Below are 25,701 nucleotides of genomic sequence, written 5' to 3'. Positions count from 1 at the left end.
GCAAAGGCGTCAGAGCGCGGGAGGCGAACCCGCGGCCCGGGACGCGAAGCGTATGACCCGTTTGTCGAAGAGCAGCACGATGGCCGCAGCGGCGGGGATCAGCATCGCCGCACCCGCCAGCGGGTAGCCACCCGTCAGCGTGGGGAATCCAATCGTGAGCACGAACAGCTGTGCCACCAGGGCACCTGCCCGCGGCCAGCGGAAGCCCCGGAACAGGAACACCGCAACGGCGTACAGCCAGGAAGCGAAGGCCAGCAGCAACGCAAGTGTGAAGACGGCACCCCAGAAGGACAGGACAGGGGCTCCGGTCAGGAGTTGGACTCCGTACCATGCGGCAGCCGCCAGCAGGGCGGTGGCCTCGGCTGCGACAATCACGGAAATGATGGCCACGGAGCGCGGGCGCGCAGTGCCGCTAGTGGAGTGCTCAGGCCTGTCGGGGCGCCGGGGAAACCCGTCATCGCTGGGCTCAGAGTCGGGGCTGGGCGGGCTGGCTGGGGGTCTTGACACACTGGCACCATACCGGACATAGTCGGAAAGACGGTGGGGGCTGTTGCCCGGTGTGATGCATCGCTCACGTTTCAGGGGGATTTCGTGGACCACTACCCCTTGTTTACACAGCGTTAACATGAAACGCTTGATCCAGATGACCAAGGGGGCCCGCTGGGCCCCTTTCCTTTGTAGGCCCTAGTGAATATTTTCACAAGTGGCAAATGACTTACCAGGAATGGAGTGACTGATCAGCATGGATTGGCGTAACCGCGCAGCGTGCCTCGACAAGGACCCGGAGCTTTTCTTCCCGGTGGGAAACACCGGCCCCGCGCTCCTTCAGATTGAGGAAGCCAAGAGCGTCTGCCGCAGGTGCCCCGTCGTCGACACCTGCCTGCAGTGGGCACTGGAGTCCGGCCAGGATGCCGGCGTCTGGGGCGGCATGAGCGAGGACGAGCGCCGGGCGCTGAAGCGCCGGGCTGCCCGCGCACGCCGCGCCTCCTGACGGACAGTTCAACAGATTCGGCGACGGCCGCGGACCCAGGGTCCGCGGCCGTCGCCTTTTCATAATTTTGCTTTGATGCCCGGGCGTTCGATGCCCGGCGGCATCAGCGGCCTGCGAGACTCAGCACGATCTGCACGGCGGTACCGCCGCCGTCCCGGGGCTTCCAATGGATGGTGCCGGCCAGCTCGCTCGTCACCAGCGTCCGGACGATCTGCAGTCCGAGGCCCTCGACGTGCGGAGTGTCCGGCAGACCTACCCCGTCGTCCGCAACGGTCACCGTGAGCAGCTCGGCCCCGTCATCGCCTTCGGATCTGTCAGCCAGCAGCCAGACAGTTCCGGTCCGCCCTTCCAAGCCGTGCTCGACGGCGTTCGTCACCAGTTCATTGATCACGAGCGCCAGCGGGGTGGCAAAGTCGCTTGGTAGCTCCCCGAACAGCCCTGATTTCTGTGTCCGCACCTGCTGGGACGGTGATGCCACCTCGGCCGAGAGCCGGAACTGGCGCCCAATGAGCTCGTCGAAGTCGACGCTCTGCGTGAGTCCCTGGGAGAGAGTCTCATGGACCAGGGCAATGGTCGCGACTCGCCGCATGGCCTGTTCCAGCCCTTGCTTCGCCTCGTCGCTCACCATCCGGCGGGACTGCATCCTCAGCAGAGCCGCGACGGTCTGAAGGTTGTTCTTGACCCGGTGGTGGATTTCCCGGATGGTGGCGTCTTTGGTAACAAGCTCCATTTCCCTGCGCCGCAGCTCGGACACATCGCGGCACAGCACGAGTGCCCCGAACCGCTGCTGCTCATCGCGGAGAGGGATCGCCCGCAGGGACAGGCTGACTCCCCTGGATTCGATCTCGCTGCGCCACGGCATGCGTCCGGTGACAACCAGCGGGAGCGTTTCGTCCACGAGGCGTCGGTCCTTCAGCAGGCCGGCGGTGACTTCCGCGAGGGAGCGCCCTTCCAGTGACTCGCCGTCGCCCAACCTTCGGAACGCGGAGACACCGTTCGGGCTCGCGTACTGCACGATCCCCTCGGCATCGAGCCGGATGAGCCCGTCGCCCACCCGCGGGGCCCCCCGGCGCGAACCCGTGGGCGAGGCAAAATCGGGCCACAGGCCCAGGGTGCCCATGCGCAGCAGGTCGTAGGCACACTGCCGGTAGGTCAGCTCAAGCCGGGACGGCATCCGCGAACTCGAAAGATCCATGTGTGACGTGACCACGGCCAGCGTCCGGCCGTTTCTGACCATCGGCACAGCCTCCACCCGCAGCGCCATGTCACTGCTCCAGTTCGTTTCACTGGAGCGCTCGATCGTGCGGCTGGCCCACGCCTTGTCCACCAGGGGCTGAAGATCGGACCGGATGCCCTCCCCGACGAAGTCGGCATGGAATACCGTGTGCGTCGTGGAGGGCCGCACGTGGGCAAGCGCCACGTAACCGTAATCCGGATGCGGAAACCAGAGGGCGAGGTCGGCAAAAGCGAGGTCGGCGACCATCTGCCAGTCACCCACCAGGAGGTGCAGCCACTCGGCATCCCCCGGCCCGAAATCAGCGTGTTCCCTGATGGGGTCCGTAAAGATTGCCACTGCACCTCCAGTTTTCGACGCCGGGCAACGCCCTAGCGTCGGACGATTGACCTCAAGAGCCTCAATGCTACCGACAGCGAGGCCATATCGTCCGCTTCAAGGGCATTGACCTCGTCGAACATGCTCTTCGCGCGGCCCAGCTGTTCGGCATTCAGCTGCTCCCAGCCCTTGAGGCGATCTCCGGCCGCTGACCCTGAGGCAGTCGACTCAAGCACCGCCGTCGTCATGTCCGAAACGGTCGAGTAGAGGTCATCACGCAGCGCAGCGCGGGCCAGAGCCTGCCACCGGTCCCTCCTCGGCAGCGAACTGATCCGTTCGAGCAGGGAGTCGGCATGGAAGCGGTTAAACACCGTGTAGTACACGTGCGCGATTTCCTCCACCGGCTCCTGGCGGGCGTGTGCAATCTTGGCAATGTCCAGCAGGACGAAGCTCTCGAAAAGCTCGGCCCAGCGGTGGGCAAGATCTTCTGGCAGACCCCACGACCGCGCCTTTTCAAGCCACGCGGCCACCCGCTCGCGGTCGTCCCCTCGCAGGTAGTCCAGGACACGCGCACGCATCGGATCGATGAGCGGCTTGAACTCGGCGACGATGTCGGCAATGGGGCGGGACGTGGTTCCCTGCCCGAGGACCCAGCGAACGGCCCGGTCCAGAAGCCGCCGGATGTCGAGGTGGACCGTGCTCCAGTGTTCGGTGGGGAATGACGCCGGAAGGTCATTGAGCTCGGACACGATGACGTCCAGCTCATACACCTCACGGAGCGCAACGAACGCCTTGGCCACGGCCACTTCGCTCGCTGACGTTTCCTCCATGGTCCGGAAGGCGAAGGTGATGCCGCCCATGTTGATCATGTCGTTGGCGACGACCGTTGCGATGATTTCCCGGCGCAGCGGATGCGTGTCCAGTTCGGCGTCGAACCGCTCCCGCAGCTGCTCGGGGAAGTATCCGCGCAGCGTCTGCCTGAACCACGGATCGTCAGCGAGATCACTGTCACGAAGAGCAGTTGCGAGCTCGATCTTGGCATAGGCGGCGAGCACCGACAGCTCCGGGGATGTCAGCCCCTGCCCCTGCTCGAGCCGTTCGCGAAGGACCGCAGTGGACGGCAACGCCTCAAGGTCCCTGTTCAGATCCGCCGACTTTTCCAGCCAGTCCATCAGCCGTTCGTAGCTTGGACTCCATTCGGCCACACGCTGACGGTCGTTGAGCAGCAGGATGTTCTGGTCGATGTTGTCTTCCAGGACAAGCCGCCCCACTTCGTCGGTCATGGAGGCTAGGAATTCGGCACGTTCGTCCGGCTCGAGTTTTCCTGCCGCGACCATCCGGTCCACGAAGATTTTGATGTTGACCTCGTGGTCCGAGCAGTCGACGCCTGCCGAGTTGTCGATGGCGTCCGTGTTGAGGATGACGCCCTGCAGGGCCGCCTCGATGCGGCCACGCTGCGTCATGCCCAGGTTTCCGCCTTCGCCCACCACCTTCACGCGAAGGTCGCGCCCGTCGACGCGGATGGCATCGTTGGCTTTGTCTCCGACCATGGCGTGGCTCTCGGTGCTCGCTTTCACATACGTGCCGATGCCCCCGTTGTACAGCAGGTCGGCCGGCGCCAGCAGGATGGCCCGCAGCAGTTCAGGCGGGCTCAGCTGGGTGGTGCTCTCGGGCAGGCCCAGTGCGGCGCGGACCTGCGCGGAGACAGGAATCGATTTGGCCTGGCGCGGGTAAACCCCACCGCCTTCGCTGATGATTCCCTTGTCGTAGTCGTCCCACGACGAGCGCGGCAGCTCGAACAGACGCTGGCGTTCAGCATAGGAGCTGGTCTCGTCCGGGTTGGGATCCAGGAAGATGTGCCGGTGGTCGAAGGCGGCCAGCAACCGGATGTGCTTGGACAGCAGCATCCCGTTTCCGAAAACGTCACCTGACATGTCGCCCACTCCGACGACGGTGAACGGCTCTGACTGCGTATCCAGGTCAAACTCACTGAAGTGGCGCTTGACTGACTCCCACGCTCCCCTGGCCGTAATGCCCATGGCCTTGTGGTCGTAGCCCACCGACCCGCCGGAGGCGAAGGCGTCACCCAGCCAGAATCCGTATTCAGCCGCAAGCCCGTTCGCGATGTCGGAGAAGGTTGCCGTGCCCTTGTCCGCCGCCACCACAAGGTATGAGTCGTCGTCGTCATGCCTGACAACATTCCCCGGGGGAACGAGCTGTTCACCCTCGGTGCCCGTAACGAGGTTGTCGGTGAGGTCGAGCAAGCCGCGGATGAATGTCTTGTAGCTTTCGATGCCTTCGGCCATCCAGGCTGCCCTGTCCGCCCCCGGATCAGGCAACCGTTTGGCGAAAAAGCCGCCCTTGGCGCCCGTCGGAACGATCACCGCGTTCTTGACGGTCTGGGCCTTGACCAACCCCAGGATCTCCGTGCGGAAGTCCTCCCGCCGGTCGGACCAGCGGAGACCGCCGCGGGCCACTTTGCCGAAGCGCAGGTGGACGCCCTCGACCCGCGGCGAGTAGACCCAGATCTCGAACCTGGGTCGCGGGTAGGGCAGGCCTTCAATGCCTGAGGGGTTCAGCTTGAAGCTCAGGTAGGGCTTGTCCTGGTAGAAGTTGGTGCGCAGCGTTGACTCGATCAGGTTGGTGAAGGTCCGGAGAACGCGGTCTGCGTCGAGGGTCGCGACACTTTCGATGGACGCGGCCAGCTCGGCACGGACCTTTTCCTGCCGTTCGGAGCGCTCCAGTTCCGTCAGAGCTGGGTCGAAGCGCGCCTCAAACAGCGCGCTGAGCCCCTTCGTGACTTCCGGATTGGCCAGCAGCGTGTCTGCCATGAACTCGAAAGAATTGGTGTTGCCCATTTGCCGCATGTACTTCGCATATGCCCGCAGCACAACAATCTGACGCCAGCTCATGCCTTCACGAAGCACGAGGCGGTCGAAGCTGTCCGATTCGACGGCGCCGGAAACCGCCGCACCGAAGGAGTCCGCCAGCAGCTGGCCCGTTGACAGCGGCTCCACGCCCGCCGGGTACTTCAGTCCGAGGTCATACAGAAAGAAATCCCGGCTGTCTGAGGTTTCGATCTCGAAGGGCCGCTCATCCAGCACCTCAAGTCCCAGGTTGTGGAAATAGGGAAGGATCTGGCTCAGGCTTTTGGGTTCCAGCATGTAGAGCTTGACGCGGGCATCCTCTTCGAGCGTTGCCCCGGCGCCTTCTGGAAGATAGACGTGGACGCCTGGGCGCTCCTGCTTCGCTCCGGCACGTCGCTCGGCAGCGGCCCCGTACTTTTCAAACCTTTCGATGTCCTCCAGGGCGTCTTCAACCTCGTAGTCCACCCGGTAGGTTGCCGGGAACGCTTCCGCCCAGATGTCGGCGAGTTCTTTGGTGCCGGCGTTGGCGCTCCTGTCGCGCAGGACTTCACTGATGCCTTCGCCCCAGGACCGCGCGGCCCGGACGAGTCGCTTCTCGAGGTCCTCGGCGTTGACGTGCCCGACGTCTGCGCCTTTTGGCAACCGGATCCTGAAGAAGAGGCGGGCAAGCGCCGACTCCGTCATCCGTGCTTCGTAGTCGATGGATTCGGCGTGGAAGGTCTCGCGAAGTTCCCTCTCGATCCGGAGGCGGACGTTCGTGGTGTACCGGTCGCGCGGCAGGTAGACGACGGCGGACATGAAGCGTCCGTAGATGTCGGGCCGCAGGAACAGGCGGGTACGGCGGCGTTCCTGCAGGCGTTGGATGCCGGTCGCCGTCGCCGCGAGGTCCGGGATTTCAATCTGGAAGAGTTCGTCGCGTGGGTACGTCTCGAGGATTCCCACCAGGTCCTTGCCTGAATGCGAATCGGGCGGGAAGCCGGCGCTGCGGAGGACAGCTTCGACTTTTTCCCGGACGATCGGAATGTTCCGCACTGAACCGGTGTAGGCACTCGTGGCGAAAAGCCCGATGAAGCGCTGTTCGCCGCTGACGTTTCCTGCGGCGTCAAAGCTCTTGACGCCGATGTAGTCGAGGTAGGCCGGCCGGTGCACTGTCGAGCGCGAGTTGGCCTTGGTGATCACCAAAGCTCTTTTTTCGCGCGCTTTCCGCCGGCCCGCATCCGTGAGGTGCTGGATGTGGGGAGTTTCGCGGCGGGCGCGGAGCAACCCCAGCCCGCTGTCCTCACGGAGTTCCAGGACATCCTCACCGGCATCGTTGACGAGATCGTACTCGCGGTAGCCGAGGAAGGTGAAGTTCCCCTGGTCCAGCCACCGAAGCAGATCCTGGGCCTGCCGCAGCTCTGCAATCTGGGCCGGATGGGCAATCTTGTCGAGCCTCTCGGCTATCTGCCGGGCCTTGTTCCGCATCTTCGGCCAGTCTTCGACGGCGGCGCGGACGTCGCCAAGCACCCGTTCCAGTCCTCCGGTCAGGCGCCCCCTGGCTTCCGCGCTGGTGCGGCCAATCTCCACTGCGATCCAGGATTCCATGTGCGAAGCATTGTCGCCCTGGGCAATCAGGCGGGACAGACTGGGCAATGCAGCGGTGTCACCGCTGGAAATACCAATATTGGACGGAACCCTGTCCACTTTGACCAGCTCATTGGTCTGACGGTTGCGCGTGACCACGAACATGGGGTGGAGCACGAGGTGAATGGCAGAGTTCTGCCGGACCAGCTCTGCGTTGACCGAATCCACGAGGAAGGGCATGTCGTCGGTGACGATGTACACCACGCTGCAGTCGGCTTCTTCAACAATCGAGATGTTGGCAGTGCCGGGCTGACGGGTCGCCGCGACCCGGCGGTGCGTCTCTGCACGTGAGCTCAAAATCTCACGAGGGTACGAACGGGCATCCTCCTCGGCGAGGTGCTCATAGTAGTCCCCAAAGAAGCCCTCTTCGGCTCCGATTGAACGGGACTGATCCTCCACGCTGGACCCAGACGACATCGACAAACGCCTCCATCACAAGTTCGCGGCCGCACCGTTGCAGCCCTAATCGTGAGCCTAGCCCCTTAGCCTGCGCTTTGCTGTGGAAGGGAACACAGAGGATCGGCTATTTCGCTGGACAGGTGCACAAACGAGAGCGGCAATGGCGGACCGCAGCCGCGATTCCGGAGCCGCCTCCAGGAGTAACGACCCGGAAATCAGGGCGGCGTCACTGGCCCCTGGGTCCGCGGGAAGGAACGCCTTGATGCCGATTGCCGGCCCGTAGCGCTCCCACGCCTCCCGCAGCTGCCGTTCGGGTGAGCGGCCCACGGCGGCGGCCCGGACTTTGTTCATCACCACCTCCGGGTTCGCGCCGGGCACCGCAGTGTCCAGCTCGGCGAGTCCCCGCACAAGCCGAGGGACGCCCACAGAATCCGCAGACCCGACGGCGAAGACAGTGTCGGCCATTTCCAGGCTCCTGAGTGTCGCGGCATTCCGACGGGGCGCCATAGTGTCGAAGCTCAGCTCCTCGTCGGCCTCGAGACAAAAGCCCGTGTCCACAACGACAACATCGGCCACTTCCCTGGCCCGTTCCAGTACAAGTGCCATTGCAGCCGCCCGGAGCTCGGTCCAGCGGTCTGCCCGTGTTATGCCGGTCAGAACGCGGAAGGTCCCCGACTTAATGGCAACGGGCATGGCAACGCGAAGCAGCGCTTCACGGTCCAGGAGGCCCTGGTCGGCCAGCCTGCATGCCTGCGCCAGGCCGGCCGCTTCGTCCAGCAGTCCGAGGACTGCGCCAATGCTTGCAGCGTAGCTGTCGGCGTCGACGAGCAGGACGGACTTTCCCCCTGCAGCAAGTTCACCGGCAATGTTCACGGCCACCATGGTGCGCCCGGGAGAACCGGCCGGCCCCCAGACGGCGATGATCTTTCCGGTTCCGGCCGGCGCCGGGGCGTCGTCGACGTCGGTGGCATCCGCCCTCAAGGCGGCGCCCGTCTCGGCGAAGCCGTGCTCGCCCGGAACCGGGGCGGTGATCCCGTGTCCGGAGAACTGTGCCACCGCTTCGGAGATGCGTTCGGCCAATGCTGCGGATTCGACGGTGGAAATGGCTGCGGACACACCGATGCCGCGCAGCCGCGCCGCCTCCTCCGCATTGTCTGTCAGGGCGATGATCGCGACTCCCACCGCGCCGAGCCTGTCGACGAGGGAGGCTGTCAGTTCCTCGCTCCCCTCGGCCACGACGGCTGCCCGGGCGAGCCCGCTTTGGCAGGCAGCGAGCAGTTCTGTCAGCTCCGTGCACCTCCGCACCACGGTGACTGGCCCGTGGAGCCTCTCCAGGCCACCAACCAGGTCCTCCTGGGCCTGTCCCACCGTGACAACGGGGATGCTCATTTGGCACCGCCGGCAGGATTCCACACCACGGAGATCTTGGCTTCGTTCGCCTGCGCGCCGAGAAGGGACGGCATCTGGTTGTCTCCGACAAGGACCAGCAGAACAGTGGATCTGGAGGAACCCAAGGCTGTCGATCCCGGTGCTACGTGGGCGATTTCCGCACCCGGCAGCAGCAGCTTCGGCTGCGCAAAGCCGTTCCGGGCATCGGGCAGCGAAACCCATACGTCAACGCGGGTCCCTGCAACAGCCTGCTCCGGCAGCGCCTCCTGAACGGTGATGGCGACCGGCTTCCTGTCGAGGGCGTCCACGCTGCCCAGACTTTCCCTCGGCAACAGCTGGTCCTTACCGATCCGCTGGACCGCCACCAGGTCGTCGGGCATGCCGGTCTCCGCCGTGATGTAGTGCGGCTCCACCTCCCCCAGCCGCACTTTGACCCGGCTGACGTTTTCCGGCGTGAGCCTCTCTCCCACCGCAATCGCCTCACGGGCGGCAAACACTTCGGTGGTCTTGTCTGCACTGCCGACTAGCGATATGACACCCACCACCGAGGCGAGGACCAGCAGCACCCCTACCAAAAGCCGGGGATCCTTCCACGAAGGCTTCTTCAGACGGGCCCCGGTGGCCGTGGCGCTGGCACTCATGCGTACTGCTCCCCCTTGACGCGTCGGGCGCCTTCGGTGCGCCGGTCATGATCATTGTTACGGCATGCATGCCCAAACGGAAAGTCCTAGGCGCAAACATCATCAAACTGTGGATAACGGCATCATTCGGCATCACGGGTGGCAGAATTGACCTATGCCCCGTTTCCTCACGCTTGCAGATGTAGCCGAGCAGCTCCAGATCAACTCGCCCGCAGCCTACGCGCTTGTCCGCAGCGGGGACTTGAAGGCCATCCAGGTGGGCGGCCGCGGTCAGTGGCGCGTCGAAGAGAAGATGCTCGAGCAGTACATAGAAGAGCGCTACGCGGAGGCCAGCCGGATGATCGAAGAGGCGAAGTCCAAGTCAGTCTGATCCCGCGCCACACCGGAATCGCTAGAGTTCTCCAGGCCGCATCGACCGCAGAGCACCCAACGAGCCGAACGGAATCGTAGCAACGTCCATGACGTTGGACGCCCGGCGCGCTTCGCCCGGCGCCGTGATCGCGAGATCAAAAAAGTCCTGCCCCACGCGGTCAATGACGCCGGGGATCCGCACCTCCCCCGCCGCGCCGCTGGCCATCAGTACCGTCAGCCCCGCCCTGTCACGGGCAAGGCTCCGCAGCGCATTTGCCAGGCCCACCTTCCGCCGCACTGCCGACGGTTCGCCCACGGCCATCCGGCCCATCCCCACGTAGCGGGACACAGCGGCGTAGGGAATCAATACCTGGTGCGCCGCTTCGTCGAGCACCAGGCTTTCCGCACCCGCGTGGCTTAGCGTCCCGGTGAACGCCGACCCGGAGACCAGATGAACGCCGATGTACCGGCCCAGTGATCCGCGGAGCCGGTCGGCCAACCCGATGGAAGCCGTGTCCGCCCTGGACCGCTCCGATATTTCGGACTCGCGTCCCAAGACCCCGGCCTCGGCTATCTGCGCCTCCAAGTCCTCAAACAGAGCATTCCATCGCATGGCGCCAGCGTAGGCGGACCGGAGAGGCGGGTCAATGCAACCGCCTTCTGAAGACAAGTATCAGCCAACTATTGCAAACAGCGTCCAATCGCATCAATATTGATCAAACAACGTCAAACCGCATTAAACGAAGGGCAAAGCCATGCAGCCAACTAAACCCAGGACAGTCCGGTGCGATGCAGCCATGGCGCTCCTTGTCCTGGGACTCGGCCTTTTCCTGGTGTTGTCCGGCGCCGGCCTCCTCGACCGCTGGCAGCGATCCGCATCGCGGCGGCAGTCGATGGTCTTCGAGGATCTTCTCGGCCTGGTGGCGATAGCGGCCGGGTTGATCATCGCGGTCTGGTGGGTAGCGTCGCTCGTGGCGGCGTTTGCGGCAGCATTGCTTGAACGGACGGGCCGAAATCGTGCCGCCGCGCTGAGTGGACGTTTCAGCCCCGCCTTCATGCGGCGGCTGGCACTCGCTGCCGTGGGAGTACAGCTCATTGGTGCGCCCCTTGCTCACGCTGCCCCGCCTGACGCCAGCCTGTCTTCCACTAGCGCCGCGGCGGTCTCGGCCGCGTGGGCGCCGACTGACGGCCAGTCCCTCACCGGCCCGATCCCGGCCTTGATCCGCCAGTCCGCCGCGCCTTCTAGGCCTGACGCCGTCGGCACCGGGCAGTCGGTTCCGGACGCCGGGCAGTCAGTTCCGGACGCCGGGCAGTCGGTGCCCTCCACATCGGACGTTCAGCCGCAGTGGCAGCCGCGCCCGCCTGTTACAGCTCCCCGGCTGGTGACCTCCGCGCCGGTCCGAGCGGCCCTCGAACTTCCCGGCACAGCGCACCATGACGTAGCGGTCAGAGCCGGTGATTCGCTATGGACCATCGCCGCAAGGGCGTTGGGGCCGGAGGCGTCCGACGTCGAAATCGCCCTGGAGTGGCCCCGCTGGTTCGACGCAAACAGGGCAGCCATAGGCAACAACCCTGATGTGCTCCTGCCTGGCCAAGTACTCAGGGCTCCCTGATTCCGGCAGCCCCTTCGCGCCTTCGCACCCGCGCCCCTGCGCACCTGCGCACCTTCGTCACCGCAATACGCCGTGCCCGCAGTTCCACTTCAACCAAAGGACCGAATCATGACTGCCGTAACCTCAGTCCGGAGCGCGGGCACCACAGCGCACCCGGCAATCCCGTCCATAGGCATCAATGCGGCCGACGAGTTGCGGGAGATTTGTGCCATTACCAGATCCACAGTCCAGGCAGCCATAGAAGTGCTTGCTGGAACCAGGCCCATAAACCAGCTGGCGCGGCGGCTAGACCAACGGTGCCTAGTGGCGCTGCAGCACCGGGCTTGCCTTACCAGGCGGGAAGCTTCCCGGACTCCCCGCAAGCTGGGACGCCTCCATCGAAACCCGACGGTCCGGTCCGTGCGCGCCTGCGAGGTAACTCCGGACATCTATGAAGCAAGTGCGGTTGTCATCGACGAACTTCGGACCCGCGCAGTCGCTGTCCGGCTCGAACGCAGTAAACAAGTCTGGCGGGTGACGGCCCTGGAAATCGGATGAGGAAGCGCAAACAGCGAGGGACCGGAATATTTGCTCCGGTCCCTCGCTGTCATTCAGACTGTGCGGCTCTTAGCGCTTCTTCTTGCCGTCACGGCGGTCCTGCGAGGCTGCCTTGGCAGGGTTTCCCGAGCGTCCCGTCGCGCGACCCTCGATCCGGGTCTGGGTACCGCCGCCTTCCGCGGGCGCCGTGTACTGCAGCTGGACCGGCTTTTCAGGCGCTTCCAGCCCGGCCGCGTGGATCTGCGGCTCGTGGTGTTCCGTGTGCGCACCGGCGGCATCGGCAACCACCACGTCTTCCGCAGGCGTAACTTCGACCTCAAGGTTGAAGAGGAACCCGACGCTCTCTTCCCGGATGGCTTCCATCATGGCCTGGAACATCGTGAAGCCCTCGCGCTGGTATTCGACCAGCGGATCACGCTGGGCCATGGCACGCAGGCCGATGCCTTCCTTAAGGTAGTCCATCTCATACAGGTGTTCCTGCCACTTCCGACCGATGACCGACAGAACAACGCGCCGCTCAAGCTCGCGCATGCTCTCGGAGCCGATGGTTTCCTCACGGGCCTGGTACACCAACTTGGCGTCGGACAGGATCTCTTCCCGGAGGAACTCGACCGTGATGCGCGATTTTCCGCCCGCCTCATCGATCACATCGTGCGCGGTCACGCTCACGGGATAGAGCGTCTTGAGGTTCGTCCAAAGCTGGTCGAAGTCCCAGTCGTCGCCGTTGCCCTCAGCGGTGGCTCCGTCGATGAGGGCGTTGATGGTGTCCTCAAGGAAGAACTGCACTTTTTCGTGCAGGTCGTCACCCTCAAGGATGCGGCGGCGGTCGCCGTAAATGGCTTCGCGCTGCCGGTTGAGGACGTCGTCGTACTTCAGGACGTTCTTGCGCTGCTCAGCGTTCCGGCCTTCCACCTGGCCCTGGGCCGAGGCAATGGCGCGGGAAACAAGCTTGGATTCAAGGGCCACATCATCGGGGACGGAGCTGTTCATCAGGCGTTCCGCTGCTCCGGAGTTGAACAGGCGCATGAGGTCGTCAGTTAGCGAAAGGTAGAAACGGGACTCGCCGGGGTCGCCCTGACGGCCCGAGCGACCGCGGAGCTGGTTATCGATCCGGCGTGACTCGTGCCGTTCGGTGCCCAAAACGTAGAGTCCGCCGAGATTCAGCACTTCCTCGTGCTCTTCCTTGACCGCCTGCTTGGCGGCCTCCTGGGCCTGCGGCCACGCGGCCTCGTACTCATCGGAGTTCTCTTCCGGATCCAGCCCCTGCTTGGCGAGTTCGGCGATGGCCGTGAACTCGGCGTTGCCGCCCAGCATGATGTCCGTTCCGCGGCCGGCCATGTTGGTGGCCACCGTCACGGCGGCCTTGCGGCCGGCCTGGGCTACGATGGCCGCTTCCCGGGCATGGTTCTTGGCGTTAAGGACCTCGTGCCGGATGCCCTCCTTGGCGAGCAGCCGTGAAAGGTACTCGCTCTTCTCGACGCTGGTGGTACCAACCAGGACAGGCTGGCCCTTTTCATGGCGTTCGGCGATATCCCTGACCACTGCATCGAACTTGACGGTTTCGTTCTTGTAGACGAGATCCGAGCGGTCGAGGCGCTGCATGTCCCGGTTGGTGGGGATGGCAACCACTCCGAGCTTGTACGTGCTCATGAATTCGGCGGCTTCAGTTTCCGCCGTGCCGGTCATGCCGGACAGTTTGCCGTACATGCGGAAGTAGTTCTGCAGGGTCACGGTGGCGAGCGTCTGGTTCTCGGCCTTGATCTCGACGCCTTCTTTGGCTTCGATGGCCTGGTGCATGCCCTCGTTGTAGCGGCGGCCGGCCAGGATGCGGCCGGTGTGCTCGTCGACAATGAGAACCTCGCCGTCAAGGATGACGTAGTCCTTGTCCCGCTTGAACAGTTCCTTGGCCTTGATGGCGTTGTTCAGGAAGCCGATCAGCGGAGTGTTGGCGGACTCGTAGAGGTTCTGGATGCCCAGGTAGTCCTCGACCTTTTCAATCCCGCCTTCCAGGACGCCAACGGTGCGCTTCTTTTCGTCGACCTCGTAGTCCTTCTCCGGCTGCAGCCGCAGTACGACCTTGGCAAATTCGCTGTACCACCGGTTGGTGTCGCCCTGGGCGGGACCGGAGATGATGAGCGGGGTCCGGGCCTCGTCGATAAGAATGGAGTCGACCTCATCGACGATCGCGAAGTGGTGTCCGCGCTGGACGAGCTCCGACTTATCCCATGCCATGTTGTCGCGCAGGTAATCGAAGCCGAACTCGTTGTTGGTGCCATACGTGATGTCCGCGGCGTACTGCTCGCGGCGGACGGACGGGTCCTGATTGGAAAGAATGCAGCCGCTGGTGAGGCCGAGGAAGCGGTAGACGCGGCCCATGAGCTCGGACTGGTATTCGGCCAGGTAGTCGTTGACCGTGATGACGTGCACGCCGTTGCCGGCCAAGGCGTTGAGGTAGGCAGGAGCTGTGGCCACGAGGGTCTTGCCTTCACCGGTCTTCATTTCGGCGATGTTGCCCAGGTGAAGTGCGGCACCACCCATGAGCTGCACGTCGAAGTGCCGCATGCCAAGGGTGCGGGAAGACGCCTCGCGCACGGCGGCGAAAGCCTCTGGGAGGAGATCATCCAGCTTTTCGCCATCCTGGTGGCGGCCCCGGAGCCGGTCCGTTTCCTCACGCAGTTCGGCGTCGGTGAAGGTTTTGAATGAGTCTTCAAGGGCGTTAATGGAATCGGCATAGTTCCGCAGTTGCTTCAGGGTTTTTTTGTCACCCGTGCGGAGAAGTTTTTCGATTAGTGATGCCACGTGAAGTTGCTCCCAGTCTCATGCTGCCGAATTCTGGCGTGTTTAGTCTACGGGAGAGACGCAGAGCACGTTGCCCCTGTTCCCTGAGAGCGGATACTGCTCTCCTGTTCCCTGGACGGCGGCCGCGACACTTCCGGCGAGGTCTCCGGCGGGAGACACCATCACGTCGTCCAGCCCCAGCCACTCGGCCATCAGCCGAAGCTCGGCGGCAAGTTCGACGGCGGTGTCCTCCGGTGCGTCCGGCTCGCCAAAGCACGCCCGGACCAGCAGTTTGCCGCCGGCCCGGTCTGCTTTGAGGTCCACCCTGGCCACGAGGCGGTCCCGGAGCAGGAAAGGGAGAACGTAGTAACCGAACCGGCGCTTTGGTTCAGGGGTGTAGATCTCGATCCGGTAGTGGAACCCGAAAAGCTCTTCCAGCCTCCGGCGTTCGAAAACCAGTGAGTCGAAAGGGCTGAGCAAAGCCCGGCCGGTTGCAGCGCGCGGTAACCGGGCGTCAACATGGCGATACAGCTTCCGGTCCCAGCCCTGCACCGTCACCGCTTCAAGCCGTCCGCTCTCCTCGAGATGCTGAACCGATAGAGCCGCGGCTTTGATCGGTGTCCTGAAGTAGTCGGCGAAACACCGTACAGTCCCGATCCCGTGCGCCTGTGCGGCCGCGTCGATAAGCCTGTCCATGGCTGCCGCGGGGTCCGGTGCCGCTTGCGCGGCCGTGGCCGGCAACACGTCGCGGGTCAGCGCATACTTGCGCTCGAACTGCTCCGTGCGCGCAGCCGAAGAGACGACACCCTCTTCAAACAGGTGCTCCAGGACGCGCTTGACGGCATTCCAGTTCCAGCCCCAGTTGACGTGTTTACGGTCCTCCACGTGGCCGATGGCCGCTGTGAGCTCGGAGGCAGTCATCGGCTTTCCGCCAGCGAGGGCATCCAGCACCAGTCGGGTGACGCCAGATTTCAGGCCTGGATCCATTGCGGAAGCGCCAACCCAAGTGCGGTTCTGCCACACCACAAGGTCCTGGAAATGTTCAGGCCTGATGAAGCTCGCTTCGTGGGCCCAATATTCCATCATCCGGCGCGGATGCTTGCCCGCCATCTGCTGAAGGATGGTGCGGTCGTAATTGCCAAGCCTCGAGAAGAAGGGAAGGAAATGGCTTCTGGCCAGGACATTGACGGAGTCGATCTGGACCAGCTGGATCCGGGCAAAGGTACGGCCCACCGTCCGTGAAGTCACGGGCCCGGCGGGCCGTCCTTTGTCCAGTCCCTGGGCTGCCAGGGCGATCCGCCGGGCCTGTGAAAGGCTCAGCGTTGCACCCATGTCAGCCCTTTCGTTTGTTAGGGCACCATCCTAGGCTGTTGCAGCCGCATCGTCGGAGCGGTAGGCGTGGATCTTCTCCTCGGCGGTGTTCTCGCCGGGCTCGCAGTAATGGTCGAGCGTGATGACACCGTAGGTCCAGCCCCGGCGCCGGTAGACCACAGACGGCGCATTCGTGGCCTTGTCCACGAAGAGGTAAAAGTCGTGCCCGATAAGTTCCATGCTGTCCACGGCATCATCCAGCGTGAGGGAAGCGGCAGGGAACACCTTGCGGCGGATCAAGACCGGCGAGTCGCCGGCGGGAATGTCGTTGTCGACGTCGTACGGAGACTTCTCAACCGGCTCCTGAGCAGGCTCGTCACGGTGGCTCGCTTCGACGTAAATAGGTTCGTTAGAGCTGGCAGGCTCCAATGTTGCCGTGGCCTCGCGTACTGCTTTGGGCGTATGCCGACCGTGATGGACCTTCTTGCGGTCCTTGGCCCTGCGGAGCCGCTCAAGCAGCTTGTTGTAGGCGAGATCGAACGCGGCGAACTTGTCTGCGGCGCTTGCTTCGGCACGGATTACGGGGCCTCGGCCCAGGACTGTCACTTCGACTGTGAGCTGGTCACCGGTCTGGCGCGCGTTCGTTTCCTTGGAAACCTTCGCGTCCACCCTCTGGACCTTGTCCCCGAGCGACTCGATCTTCGAGATCTTCTCGCCGGCGTATTCGCGGAATCGGTCCGAGACCGTCAGATTTCGTCCGCTGATCATGAACTCCATGGTGCCCTCCAAATGACTTCGGTGACACGACGGCGGCGCTTCGTGGGGACGATCTGAATGACAGTCGAGCCCCTTTCCGAGCCGCTATCGAAAGGTACAACTGATCTTGGTACCCATACCCGACGTTAGTTCATAGCAACGAGTTATTCATCCTTTCGCTGTTTATTTTTTTGTATGTCTCCGGTACCGGCTGTCCGCTTCGGACCGGGCCAGCGGGGGTGCAGCATCAGGCGCACGGGCGGCAGCCAGGACCACCGCACCGCGGACCACTCCCCCTGCCTGATGCACTGCTCGGGCGGCTTCAGCGAGCGTCGAACCCGTGGTGAGGACGTCGTCGACAATGATGCACGGGCGGCCCCGCAATCCGCCCGCACGCCCCTTCCTGACAGCGCGCATGGAACCACGGACGCGCCGGGACCTGTCCCCTCTTCCCAAGCCTTTCTGACCGCCGGGAACGGCTGAGGCTACTCCGGGCGTCTTCACCTTCCGCAACACATCGTGGCAGCTCATGCCGTGGAGGGCGTTGCTGCGGATGAGGAAGTTCAGCATCAGGTGGACCGGGCTGAACCCTCGTTTGCGGTAGGCGCCATGGCTGCTGGGCACGGGCACGAGCCAGATGTCCCCGGCTCCGGCAGCCGCGGCGAGGATCGCCCGGCCAAGGGCCTTCGCCAGAACAGCCGTGAGCGGCCGCTGTGCATGCCGTTTGAACGCAAGGACCGACTGAGCCAACTCTTCTCGGTAGATGCCCGCTGCCACCACGGGCAGAATGATTGACCCGTCCACGTCCATCAGGGCATGTGCCGCAGACTCGGCCCGGAACGGGTGCCGCGTCAGCAGCCGGACCTGCCGCTCGCAGCCCGGGCAGATAGCCCGGTCCTCCTTGCCGCAGCAGACGCACTCAACCGGCACTGCCAAGGCCAGGACCTCGGCCGCCGCGCCGGCCAGCGAATCGGCGGCCCTCAGCAGCCGCTGCGGATGTTCGCCGCGGTGCCTGGCAGGCCAGACCGGCTCAGGCAGCAGGTCCGGGTCCGTTGGCATGCCGACTGCCGGCGCCCTGCGTCGAATCTCCACACAGCAAGCGTCCCTTGAATGGCGGCGCCGGGGAAGAAATCAAGGGCCGTTTGTGGAAAACCCGTCGAATCACTCAGCCGGGAAACGAGGGGTCCTTGGGTCCCTTCAGCTGAGGGGACCAACCATTTCCGAGCCGCTGGAAGATGCCGTCCGCGGACTGCGCGAAGATCTCCTCGGGTCCGTTGCCGGCGCTGAGAGCAACCAAGCCTGGCCACGGGGCCAGCTTCTGGGGCTGGGGCGAGGTGAGGGAAAGCAGCTCCGGGGTGACATTCGCAGAGGCGGCGCCCTTCATCACCGCAACGGTCGTGTCGTTGACCCAGACGCCCTGGTTGGGGCTGTCACTGGCCTGCAGCGTGATCGGGGCCGTCAGTTCCTTGGGAGTCCCGTCCGCGCTGCGGATGATGCCTGTCACCTGGACCCGGGTGGAACCGTTTTGTTCGGAAATAACGAGCGCCCGGACGCCCTCGCGGGAGACGCGGAAATCCTTGACCGTCCGGCCCGCAAGCCAGGAGGGAGCCAGTGTCACCGACGGCACGGAGGCAGCTTGCGCTATCCCGGTGGGACGGAAGGCAGTGATCTCGGTGACCTCTTGCGCTCCGGGTCCCGCGGTCCAGACCCAGTCATGCAGGCTGAACGACGGATGGGACAGCGTGCTCCGCGTGATCAGGGCCCTCGGGGGTTGCCCGGGAACCATGGAATACAGTGTGCTGCGGCTGCCGTCCAGGAAGGCCACCGACTGCGAGACCGGCGACTCTGCAGGCGACCGCGGCTTCAGGCCCGCAACGGACTGCATGTCGGGAAGCGGAGAAATCCTGTTGTTTTCGTAGCGCACCAACTCGTTGTTGCTGACGGCGATCTGGCGTGCCGGCGCATTCCTGTTTTGGACCGGCGGCAGCACCGTCCCATTATCTTCAACGCGCACAAGGTCCTGGTTGGCCCTTAGCTCCACATTGATGACATCCGGCTGGCTGCGGAACGTCAGGGCCAGCTGGGTCTGCATTCGGAGCCTGTCCTCGGTGGAGGCTTCGGTGAGTTCCTTGGCTGACAGGTCCACCTGGGCCGCTCCTGAAACCACCGGCACCGACTCCCGCGCCAGTTTCATGCCTGACGGGAAGGCACTGACCACGGCGCCCTTGAGATAGGGCGCGGGGCCGGCGAGCAGGGCACTCGTCATCGACTTGACGGTCTTCTTCTTGATGAACCATCGCACATCAGGAACGGCGTAGGTGAAGGCGGGATCGTAGAAGTAGATCGGGTAGGCACCGTAAATGACCTTGAATGTCTCTTCGGGAATGGCGGTGCCGTCCGGAAGTTTGGAAATCCGCCATTCCCCGTCGACCTGGGTCAGTGTGACCGGGATGCTCTCCTTGGTTCCCGCCGGCATCTGGGTGGCGACGCCGTCGGAATCCACTGAATACGCAACGTCAAGTTCATAGTTGAAGACACCCTCGACGCCGGTCTTCACCACCTGCTCCGATCGGAACACCAGGGTCCTCTGGTCAGGCTTCCAGGCGACCGAAGAGGCCTGGGTGAGGTACTGCCGGGCCACTGCGTAGTCGTCCTCGTAGCCACTGCCCGCAAGATAGAAATCCTCGATGACCGCTTCGGGACTTGAGCCCGTCCGGGGCGCCACCGGGAAAAATACCGGGGCATTCGGATTTCCCGCGCTCTCGTCGGTACTCTTCCCGACGGGTCCCGATCTCGGGATTTGGGCGCAGGACGTCGCAAACAGAAGCACGACGGCGAAAATGGTTGCCAGGATGCCCCTGGCACACAGTGCCCTGCCGCTCATGGCCTCTTCCTCGTGCCGGCTGCTTCGCGCGCCGACGTTTCGCCGGCCTGAACAGCTTCAATCACCTGTGCGGCTTCGTGGGGCCCGCCCGATTCAGCCGCTGCAGGCACGCTGTGTCCCAGCACGAGCACGGTGTGGTCGGTGGACGAGGTCAGGCCAACCTCCGCCGGCTCAAGCTGAAGCGGCGACTTCGTGATCGTGTCGCCCTGCTTCAGGGGCAGGGTCAGCCGGAAGTTGGAGCCGGCGCCCTTACTGCCCCACGCCTGGAGCCAGCCATTGTGGAGTTTCGTGTCCTCCGTCGCGATGGACAGGCCCAGGCCACTGCCTCCCGTAGTCCGGGCCCGGGCGGGATCGGCGCGCCAGAAGCGGTCGAAGACCCGCGCCGCTTCAGCCGGACTCATGCCAATCCCGTGGTCCCTGACGGTGACAGCCACTGCGGTGCCGTTGGACGCCACCGAGATGTTGACCGGCTTTCCCTCCCCGTGTTCCAGGGCATTCAGCACAAGGTTCCGCAGAATGCGGTCGATGCGCCGGGCGTCCATTTCCACCACGATGCTTCCCTCCGGCGCATTGAGTGTCATGCCCGAACCGTACTCTTCGGCAACGGGAGCTACTCCCTCCATTACGTGGGCAATGAGCTGAACAATGTCTGTGGCTTCGGCGTCCAGCATGGCGACGCCGGCGTCGAACCGGGAGATCTCGAGCAGGTCCGCCAGCAGCGACTGGAACCGCTCCACCTGGTTGTACAGCAGCTCCGCGGACCTTTTGTTAATAGGGTCAAAATCGTGGCGGGCGTCGTACAACACCTCGGCTGCCATGCGCACGGTGGTCAGCGGGGTCCGGAGCTCATGGGAGACGTCGGAAACGAAGCGCTGCTGCATCTGCGACAGTGTTGCGAGCTGGGTGATCTGTTCCTGGAGGCTGGCCGCCATGTGGTTGAAGGACGCTCCCAAACGCGCCACTTCATCCTCACCCTTGACCACCATCCGCTCCTGCAGCTGTCCGGCGGCGAGTTTTTCGGACACTACCGCCGCATGGCTGACGGGGCTAACAACGTTCCGGGTGACGTACCACGCGATGGCGCCGATCATAAGGATCAGGGCTGCACCGCCCGCCCACAGGACGTTCTGGATCTCGTTCAGTGTCTGTTGCGCCGTGTTCAGATCGTAGATCAGGTACAGCTCGTAGACGGTGCCGTTGAACGTCACCTTGTTGCCGACGGCGATACCCGGGCGGTCTTCCGTTCCCACCGGGAACTCCGTGGACGCCCAGAACTGCTCCTTGCCGGAATCCTGCACCGCGGCCCGGAGCTCTTTGGGGATGACACTGACCGTCAGCTGGTCAGATGCCCGGGACTCGACCCAGCGGTTGCGGGGCTTGGTTTGCTCGGGCATCGCCTCAAACACGTAGCGGCGCTGGATCACCGAGCCCTTGCCCTCAACTGCATTCAGGGTGTCGTAGACAAGCGTGATCACGCTGGACTGGTCGGTGACCTGGGCGCCGTCGAACGTGTCCTGCACCTGCTTGACGTTGTAGCGGGTTTCGGACTCCGCCTGGGTCAGGCGTTCCTGGAAGAGGTTGTTGGCAATCTGGTTGGACAGGTACGCCCCGACGATCGCAAATGAACTCATCGAAAGCAGAAGTGTCGTCAGGACTGTCCTGAACTGCAGCGAACGCCGCCACCTTCGCTGCAAGGAGTACAGCAGGAACCGGATGCCGGGGAAAACCCTGTCCAGTCCGCTACGCACCAGGCGCGCAACCCGGAGCGAGACGATGAGTGCCCGCCGCCGCCAGATCCGGGCCTGCGACGGTAACCGGGCGAGGCTGGCTGCGAGGGCGTCAGTATGCTCCGGAGCCGGATGAGAATGGGGCTTCCGGGAACTGTCCGCGGCGGTCACTACGCCGTCGGTTTCAGCGGCGCCGGTGACATCGGAGCCGGTCCCCTCAAGGTCAGTCACAAGGCGTCCCGGCGCCACGGAATCCGGCGCCTTCGCGCCGGTGCCGCTACCCTCCGGGGCGTCAGAGGGATTCTGGCCCTGGGGTTCAGGAACCTGCTTTATAGCCGACACCACGAACCGTCAATACTACTTCCGGTGCTTCCGGATCACGTTCAATCTTCGACCGCAGCCGCTGGACATGGACATTGACCAGCCGGGTATCCGCCGCATGGCGGTAGCCCCAGACCTGCTCAAGGAGCAGTTCGCGGGTGAACACCTGCCAGGGCTTGCGGGCCAGGGCTACCAGAAGATCGAACTCCAGGGGCGTCAGGGAAATCCGTTCGCTGCCGCGGTTCACCGCGTGGCCTGCGACGTCAATCGTGATATCCGCGATGCGGAGCGTCTCCGGAGCCTTCTGGTCGCCGGGCCGGAGCCTCGCCCGGACGCGGGCCACCAGTTCGGCGGGTTTGAAGGGCTTAGGCACGTAATCGTCGGCGCCGGACTCCAGGCCCCGGACGACGTCCGAGGTGTCCGACTTGGCAGTCAGCATGACGATGGGAACATCGGACTCCGCACGGATCTGCCGGCACACTTCGATACCGTCGGTCCCGGGAAGCATCAGATCCAGCAGCACGAGATCCGGCTTCGAGGAGCGAAAGACTTCCAAGGCCTGCCCGCCGTCCGCGCAAAAGACAGGCTCGAAGCCGTCATTGCGCAGGACAATGCCGATCATTTCAGCCAACGCCTCGTCATCATCAACTACCAGAATGCGTGCCTTCATAGTTATATATTCCCTTATTGCCCTTGCTTTGTCTTATTGACGGGATCCTCGGCATGGCGGCGGCGCAGGACCGCACATCGATTCCGTCCAGGGATGCGGGCAGCCGCTAGGATTCAGCCAGACAGATCCGCCCATCAGGAGGTCCCCGTGAACACGCCGATTTACGAACAGGCCATGGGCGCCGGCTTCGCCAGGTTGCAGCCAGAGCTGCAGGACTACTTTTCGCTGGCGCCCGGTTCAGGCCGCTATGGCGTGGGTGAAGGCATCTTCGATGTCGTGGGCTGCCGGCAACGCTGGCTGCGCCCACTGCTGCGGATCACATCCGGCGAGCAGGCATTTTTTCCCGAGTACGGCGAGCGGGTGCCATTCCGGATAGAAAACCACGCGCACCTCGACCCGTTCGGCCGGTCCAGCCTGACAGCCCGGCGGCAGATATTCCTCCCCGGCCGCACCAGGATCTTCCAGGACACGACAAGCGTGCGCTCCCCGACCGCCCGCGGGGCGGAGGGACGGCCGCAGCTCGTGGATTATGTGGGCAGATATCGCCGGCTGGTCACCGACCTGAACCTCAGCGCCACACCCGAGGGCAGGCTCCGGGGTATCTCCGAAGCGTCCCGGCTGTTCCTGGGGCCGCTGCGCCTGCCGCTGCCGGCGTCGCTGGACGCAAAAGCCTATGCCGAGCAATGGTGGGACGCTTCGGCGGGCCACCATGGCCGCCACCGGATCCAGGTGAAGGTCATCCAGCCCCAGATCGGCCTCGTCCTGGTCTACGCGGGAAGCTTCGACTACTGGCTCGAGTCCTATCCGGACGGCACTTCAGCGCCTGGATTCCTTCCACCGTACGCCGCGCCGGACCGGTGGGAGCAGCGGAGCTGACCGCCCCAGAAACCCTGCCGCGTTGCAGGTTCTGCCCGGTCCGGGGTTCTTGCCAGTCCGCGGTCAGTCCGGTTGCGGGTCAGTCCGGTTGCGGGTTCAGCCCGGTTGCGGATTCAGCCCAGTGCGAGCTGGTTCAGGGCATCGGCCGCGTGCGTCAGGCGGGTGAGCACCGCTGAAGCACCCGACGGCGCGTACCCCTCAAGTCCCGCGGAAGGGGTGATCCGGAGCGTGCCCAGCGACGCCGCCGGCAGCCCGAGTTGCCGCCAAGGTCGCCACACCGCGTCCGCGACCTCCGCGGCCCTCGGCAATTCAGAGGCAGGGTTCTCCACTGCCAGGGCACCGGCCCAGAGCCGCTTGCCGGCTTCGACGGCCTCGGCCAGCTGTTCCCACTGGCGTGATGTCAGTGCCTTGAGCGGAACGGCTATCCCGTCGGCACCGGCGGCGAGAATCTGTTCAAACGGCGCCTCGATTTCCGGTACGGCAATGACAGTCTCGGCGGCGCCGGCGGCCCGGAGGGCATCCACCACTACGCGCCAAAGATCCGCCACCTCCTGGCCGGCGACGGAGCGCAGCGTACGGTAACCGCTGGACGTCGGAATGGTGCCGGCCAGTACGGACGCGATATCCGGTTCGTCCAGCTGAACTACGAGCCGTGCGCCCGGAACAGCGGTGGCAACGCGTCCAAGGTGCTCCCCCAGGCCGGCAGCAAGGGAGGCTGCGATGTCGCGCCGTGCGCCATAGTCAATCAGGGCCCGCTCACCGTTGTGGAGGTGCAGTCCGGCGGCCAGGCTCAATGGGCCCACAAGCTGAACCTTGAATTCAGCCGCCGGGGTGTCCTCTGCCCCTGCAACATCCGCCTGCACGTTGATGTCCGTGGAGAGCGCCGACCTCGCCCGGCTGAGATCGCGCCCGGGGCGGTCGACAATGCGCCAGCCGTGGGGCTGGACGTCCACCGCCATCTCCACGAGCAGGGACGCCGTGCGCCCTATGGCGTCGGCGCCGACGCCACGGTCCGGCAGTTCGGCGAGGAACGGAAGATGCGGGCTGCCCAGTTCGCCGCGAATGATGCGGGCGGCCTCAACCGGATCATGCCCCGGCCATGGGCCCAGCGCGGTGGCAGTCACCTGGAGCTGCTGCGCCTCCTCTGCTGCAGGCACGGCTTAGGCGTTGAGCGGTGTTGAGGGGCCGGAGACCGGGCCGGCCGGCCGGACGGCACCGGCCTGGCCGTTAGTACCCCGCGCGGCGGCATTGAGATGGTCCTCGGCGATCGCCTCATGGTGGCGGATCACCTCGCCGATAATGAAGTTCAGGAATTTTTCCGCGAAGGCAGGGTCAAGCTGGGCATCTTCCGCGAGCCGTCTCAGCCGTGCAATCTGCGCCGTTTCCCGGCCGGGGTCGCCCGCGGGAAGCCGGTGGGCCGCCTTGAGGAAGCCCACTTTCTGCGTCGCCTTGAACCGTTCCGCCAGGAGGTAGACGAGGGTTGCATCGATGTTGTCGATGCTGGACCGGATCGACAACAGCTCCGCCATCACTTCGGGATCCACGTGCCCGGCCAGCGAGCTCGCGGCGGGGTCGTAGGACTCAGTGTCAGGCAGATCATGGTTTAGCTCGGTCATGGTTCCAGTCTATGGGCAGAGCCGGGAACTCCGCCGGTGTTAAGCGCCCGCACCGGCCTCCGCCGGACGGAGAATGTAAGTGTTCCGCAACACACCGACGATGGAGGTTGGCATGAAGATCGCAGTTCTTGGCACGGGCATTGTGGGCAGAACCCTGGCGGGCAGACTGGTGGAGGTTGGGCACAGCGTCACGCTCGGTTCGCGGACGGCCACGAACGAGGCAGCTGTGGAGTGGGCTGCCGGTGCCGGCCCGCTCGCGAAGGCCGCCACGTTCTTCGATGCAGCCGCGGATGGCGAAGTGGTTATCAACGCCACACCAGGCGCTGTGTCACTCGAAGTGCTCGCGGCCGCGAGCACCATGAACCTGGGCGGCAAGGTGCTGATCGACGTGGCCAATCCGCTGGACCATTCGGCGGGTTTCCCGCCGTCGCTCTCCATATCGAATACGGACAGCCTCGCGGAAAGCATCCAAAGGGCCTTCCCGACGGCCAGGGTGGTCAAGGCCCTCAACACCATGCGCGCCGACGTGATGGTGGCCCCGGAGCGGCTGGCCGGCGGCGACCACGACGCCTTTCTGGCCGGCGACGACGCGGAAGCCAAGGACGTGGTGGCTCGGCTGCTCGCGGAATTCGGTTGGCGGCCGGAACACATCAGGGATCTGGGACCCCTGGACGCCGCCCGCGGCATGGAAATGTGGCTGCCGCTCTGGCTACGGATTTTTCTGACGCAGGGCAACAACAATGCGTTCAACATCAAGGTGGTCACCGGTTAAGGCACAAGGATGACTCCGCAAGACAAA

General features: G+C 64.4%; 21 protein-coding genes. 6 read left to right on the top strand and 15 right to left on the bottom strand.

Annotated features, from left to right (window positions below; genetic code table 11):
- Positions 1-9: 9 nt before the first annotated feature.
- Positions 10-507 carry a hypothetical protein gene (locus tag AC1DDG_RS00990; protein ID WP_476874621.1) on the bottom strand — a complete coding sequence of 166 codons (498 nt, stop codon included), beginning with the start codon at positions 505-507 and terminating at the stop codon, positions 10-12.
- Positions 508-742: 235 nt separating this feature from the next.
- Between AC1DDG_RS00990 and AC1DDG_RS00985 the strand changes: the two genes are divergently transcribed.
- Entirely contained in the window at positions 743-991 is a 249-nt protein-coding gene (locus AC1DDG_RS00985) for a WhiB family transcriptional regulator (RefSeq protein WP_003804966.1), read from the top strand.
- A 103-nt stretch (positions 992-1,094) separates the two neighbouring features.
- On the opposite strand, the gene AC1DDG_RS00980 is transcribed toward AC1DDG_RS00985, so the two are convergent.
- Genes AC1DDG_RS00980 through AC1DDG_RS00965 form a run of 4 tightly spaced genes read right to left on the bottom strand, consistent with a single transcriptional unit; the run spans position 1,095 to position 9,462 of the window.
- A complete protein-coding gene (locus tag AC1DDG_RS00980; RefSeq protein ID WP_230117000.1) occupies positions 1,095-2,564 on the bottom strand; it encodes a sensor histidine kinase in 1,470 nt (489 codons plus the stop codon).
- 32 nt (positions 2,565-2,596) lie between these two features.
- Positions 2,597-7,450 (bottom strand): NAD-glutamate dehydrogenase, encoded by a 4,854-nt coding sequence (locus AC1DDG_RS00975; protein ID WP_476874620.1) that lies wholly within the window; start codon positions 7,448-7,450, stop codon positions 2,597-2,599.
- Between the two features lie 57 nt (positions 7,451-7,507).
- On the bottom strand, positions 7,508-8,821 hold the full coding sequence (locus tag AC1DDG_RS00970; protein ID WP_476874619.1) for a CpaE/TadZ family protein: 1,314 nt from the start codon (positions 8,819-8,821) through the stop codon (positions 7,508-7,510).
- Complete coding sequence (locus AC1DDG_RS00965; protein WP_476874618.1) at positions 8,818-9,462, bottom strand: hypothetical protein; 645 nt, start codon at positions 9,460-9,462, stop codon at positions 8,818-8,820. The genes AC1DDG_RS00970 and AC1DDG_RS00965 overlap by 4 nt, the downstream gene beginning before the upstream one ends.
- A 154-nt stretch (positions 9,463-9,616) precedes the next feature.
- On the opposite strand from AC1DDG_RS00965, the gene AC1DDG_RS00960 reads away from it, so the two are divergent.
- Positions 9,617-9,832 carry a helix-turn-helix domain-containing protein gene (locus AC1DDG_RS00960; protein WP_476874617.1) on the top strand — a complete coding sequence of 72 codons (216 nt, stop codon included), beginning with the start codon at positions 9,617-9,619 and terminating at the stop codon, positions 9,830-9,832.
- A 21-nt stretch (positions 9,833-9,853) separates the two neighbouring features.
- Here the strand turns inward: AC1DDG_RS00960 and AC1DDG_RS00955 are convergent, their stop codons facing one another.
- Positions 9,854-10,426 (bottom strand): hypothetical protein, encoded by a 573-nt coding sequence (locus tag AC1DDG_RS00955; protein ID WP_476874616.1) that lies wholly within the window; start codon positions 10,424-10,426, stop codon positions 9,854-9,856.
- A gap of 142 nt (positions 10,427-10,568) precedes the next feature.
- Here AC1DDG_RS00955 and AC1DDG_RS00950 point away from each other — a divergent pair, with 142 nt between their 5' ends.
- Together AC1DDG_RS00950 and AC1DDG_RS00945 are read left to right on the top strand one after the other, a co-directional pair.
- Positions 10,569-11,426: a LysM peptidoglycan-binding domain-containing protein gene (locus tag AC1DDG_RS00950; RefSeq protein ID WP_476874615.1), complete on the top strand. Its 858-nt coding sequence runs from the start codon at positions 10,569-10,571 to the stop codon at positions 11,424-11,426.
- A gap of 108 nt (positions 11,427-11,534) precedes the next feature.
- Positions 11,535-11,963, top strand: a complete 429-nt coding sequence (locus tag AC1DDG_RS00945) for an Rv3235 family protein (RefSeq protein ID WP_476874614.1) — start codon at positions 11,535-11,537, stop codon at positions 11,961-11,963.
- A gap of 69 nt (positions 11,964-12,032) precedes the next feature.
- Here the strand turns inward: AC1DDG_RS00945 and secA are convergent, their stop codons facing one another.
- From secA to mtrA, 7 genes are all read right to left on the bottom strand, one after another.
- Positions 12,033-14,762: a preprotein translocase subunit SecA gene (secA, locus tag AC1DDG_RS00940; protein WP_476874613.1), complete on the bottom strand. Its 2,730-nt coding sequence runs from the start codon at positions 14,760-14,762 to the stop codon at positions 12,033-12,035.
- A 42-nt stretch (positions 14,763-14,804) separates the two neighbouring features.
- A complete protein-coding gene (locus tag AC1DDG_RS00935; protein WP_476874612.1) occupies positions 14,805-16,073 on the bottom strand; it encodes a winged helix-turn-helix domain-containing protein in 1,269 nt (422 codons plus the stop codon).
- Positions 16,074-16,103: 30 nt separating this feature from the next.
- Entirely contained in the window at positions 16,104-16,829 is a 726-nt protein-coding gene (hpf, locus tag AC1DDG_RS00930) for a ribosome hibernation-promoting factor, HPF/YfiA family (protein ID WP_230117010.1), read from the bottom strand.
- 162 nt (positions 16,830-16,991) lie between these two features.
- Positions 16,992-17,900 carry a ComF family protein gene (locus tag AC1DDG_RS00925; RefSeq protein ID WP_476874611.1) on the bottom strand — a complete coding sequence of 303 codons (909 nt, stop codon included), beginning with the start codon at positions 17,898-17,900 and terminating at the stop codon, positions 16,992-16,994.
- Between the two features lie 73 nt (positions 17,901-17,973).
- Complete coding sequence (locus AC1DDG_RS00920; protein WP_476874610.1) at positions 17,974-19,692, bottom strand: LpqB family beta-propeller domain-containing protein; 1,719 nt, start codon at positions 19,690-19,692, stop codon at positions 17,974-17,976.
- Complete coding sequence (gene mtrB, locus AC1DDG_RS00915; RefSeq protein WP_476874609.1) at positions 19,689-21,764, bottom strand: MtrAB system histidine kinase MtrB; 2,076 nt, start codon at positions 21,762-21,764, stop codon at positions 19,689-19,691. Before mtrB ends, AC1DDG_RS00920 begins: the two co-directional genes overlap by 4 nt.
- Complete coding sequence (gene mtrA, locus AC1DDG_RS00910) at positions 21,736-22,410, bottom strand: MtrAB system response regulator MtrA (protein WP_230117014.1); 675 nt, start codon at positions 22,408-22,410, stop codon at positions 21,736-21,738. The genes mtrB and mtrA overlap by 29 nt, the downstream gene beginning before the upstream one ends.
- A gap of 147 nt (positions 22,411-22,557) precedes the next feature.
- Between mtrA and AC1DDG_RS00905 the strand changes: the two genes are divergently transcribed.
- A complete protein-coding gene (locus tag AC1DDG_RS00905; RefSeq protein WP_476874608.1) occupies positions 22,558-23,286 on the top strand; it encodes a DUF4166 domain-containing protein in 729 nt (242 codons plus the stop codon).
- Positions 23,287-23,399: 113 nt separating this feature from the next.
- Here AC1DDG_RS00905 and AC1DDG_RS00900 read toward each other — a convergent pair whose 3' ends face one another.
- A complete protein-coding gene (locus AC1DDG_RS00900; protein ID WP_476874607.1) occupies positions 23,400-24,443 on the bottom strand; it encodes a uroporphyrinogen decarboxylase/cobalamine-independent methonine synthase family protein in 1,044 nt (347 codons plus the stop codon).
- Positions 24,444-24,446: 3 nt separating this feature from the next.
- Positions 24,447-24,902 (bottom strand): chorismate mutase, encoded by a 456-nt coding sequence (locus tag AC1DDG_RS00895; RefSeq protein WP_476874606.1) that lies wholly within the window; start codon positions 24,900-24,902, stop codon positions 24,447-24,449.
- 112 nt (positions 24,903-25,014) lie between these two features.
- On the opposite strand from AC1DDG_RS00895, the gene AC1DDG_RS00890 reads away from it, so the two are divergent.
- Positions 25,015-25,674, top strand: coding sequence for an NADPH-dependent F420 reductase (locus AC1DDG_RS00890; protein ID WP_476874605.1), 660 nt, complete (start codon positions 25,015-25,017; stop codon positions 25,672-25,674).
- Positions 25,675-25,701: the final 27 nt, after the last annotated feature.

The sequence above is a fragment of the Arthrobacter sp. 10L430 genome (genome assembly GCF_056395245.1).
Note: the sequence above shows the minus strand (reverse complement) of the source record. Positions and strands in the feature narration are given on the sequence as shown.

Excerpts from the sequence above, each read along its gene's own strand:
- AC1DDG_RS00985 (WP_003804966.1), top strand. The coding sequence starts at position 743 with ATGGATTGGCGTAACCGCGCAGCGTGCCTCGACAAGGACCCGGAGCTT.
- AC1DDG_RS00975 (WP_476874620.1), bottom strand. The coding sequence starts at position 7,450 with ATGTCGTCTGGGTCCAGCGTGGAGGATCAGTCCCGTTCAATCGGAGCC.
- AC1DDG_RS00970 (WP_476874619.1), bottom strand. The coding sequence starts at position 8,821 with ATGAGCATCCCCGTTGTCACGGTGGGACAGGCCCAGGAGGACCTGGTT.
- AC1DDG_RS00965 (WP_476874618.1), bottom strand. The coding sequence starts at position 9,462 with ATGAGTGCCAGCGCCACGGCCACCGGGGCCCGTCTGAAGAAGCCTTCG.
- AC1DDG_RS00960 (WP_476874617.1), top strand. The coding sequence starts at position 9,617 with ATGCCCCGTTTCCTCACGCTTGCAGATGTAGCCGAGCAGCTCCAGATC.
- AC1DDG_RS00955 (WP_476874616.1), bottom strand. The coding sequence starts at position 10,426 with ATGCGATGGAATGCTCTGTTTGAGGACTTGGAGGCGCAGATAGCCGAG.
- AC1DDG_RS00950 (WP_476874615.1), top strand. The coding sequence starts at position 10,569 with ATGCAGCCAACTAAACCCAGGACAGTCCGGTGCGATGCAGCCATGGCG.
- AC1DDG_RS00945 (WP_476874614.1), top strand. The coding sequence starts at position 11,535 with ATGACTGCCGTAACCTCAGTCCGGAGCGCGGGCACCACAGCGCACCCG.
- AC1DDG_RS00935 (WP_476874612.1), bottom strand. The coding sequence starts at position 16,073 with ATGGGTGCAACGCTGAGCCTTTCACAGGCCCGGCGGATCGCCCTGGCA.
- hpf (WP_230117010.1), bottom strand. The coding sequence starts at position 16,829 with ATGGAGTTCATGATCAGCGGACGAAATCTGACGGTCTCGGACCGATTC.
- AC1DDG_RS00920 (WP_476874610.1), bottom strand. The coding sequence starts at position 19,692 with ATGAGCGGCAGGGCACTGTGTGCCAGGGGCATCCTGGCAACCATTTTC.
- mtrA (WP_230117014.1), bottom strand. The coding sequence starts at position 22,410 with ATGAAGGCACGCATTCTGGTAGTTGATGATGACGAGGCGTTGGCTGAA.
- AC1DDG_RS00895 (WP_476874606.1), bottom strand. The coding sequence starts at position 24,902 with ATGACCGAGCTAAACCATGATCTGCCTGACACTGAGTCCTACGACCCC.
- AC1DDG_RS00890 (WP_476874605.1), top strand. The coding sequence starts at position 25,015 with ATGAAGATCGCAGTTCTTGGCACGGGCATTGTGGGCAGAACCCTGGCG.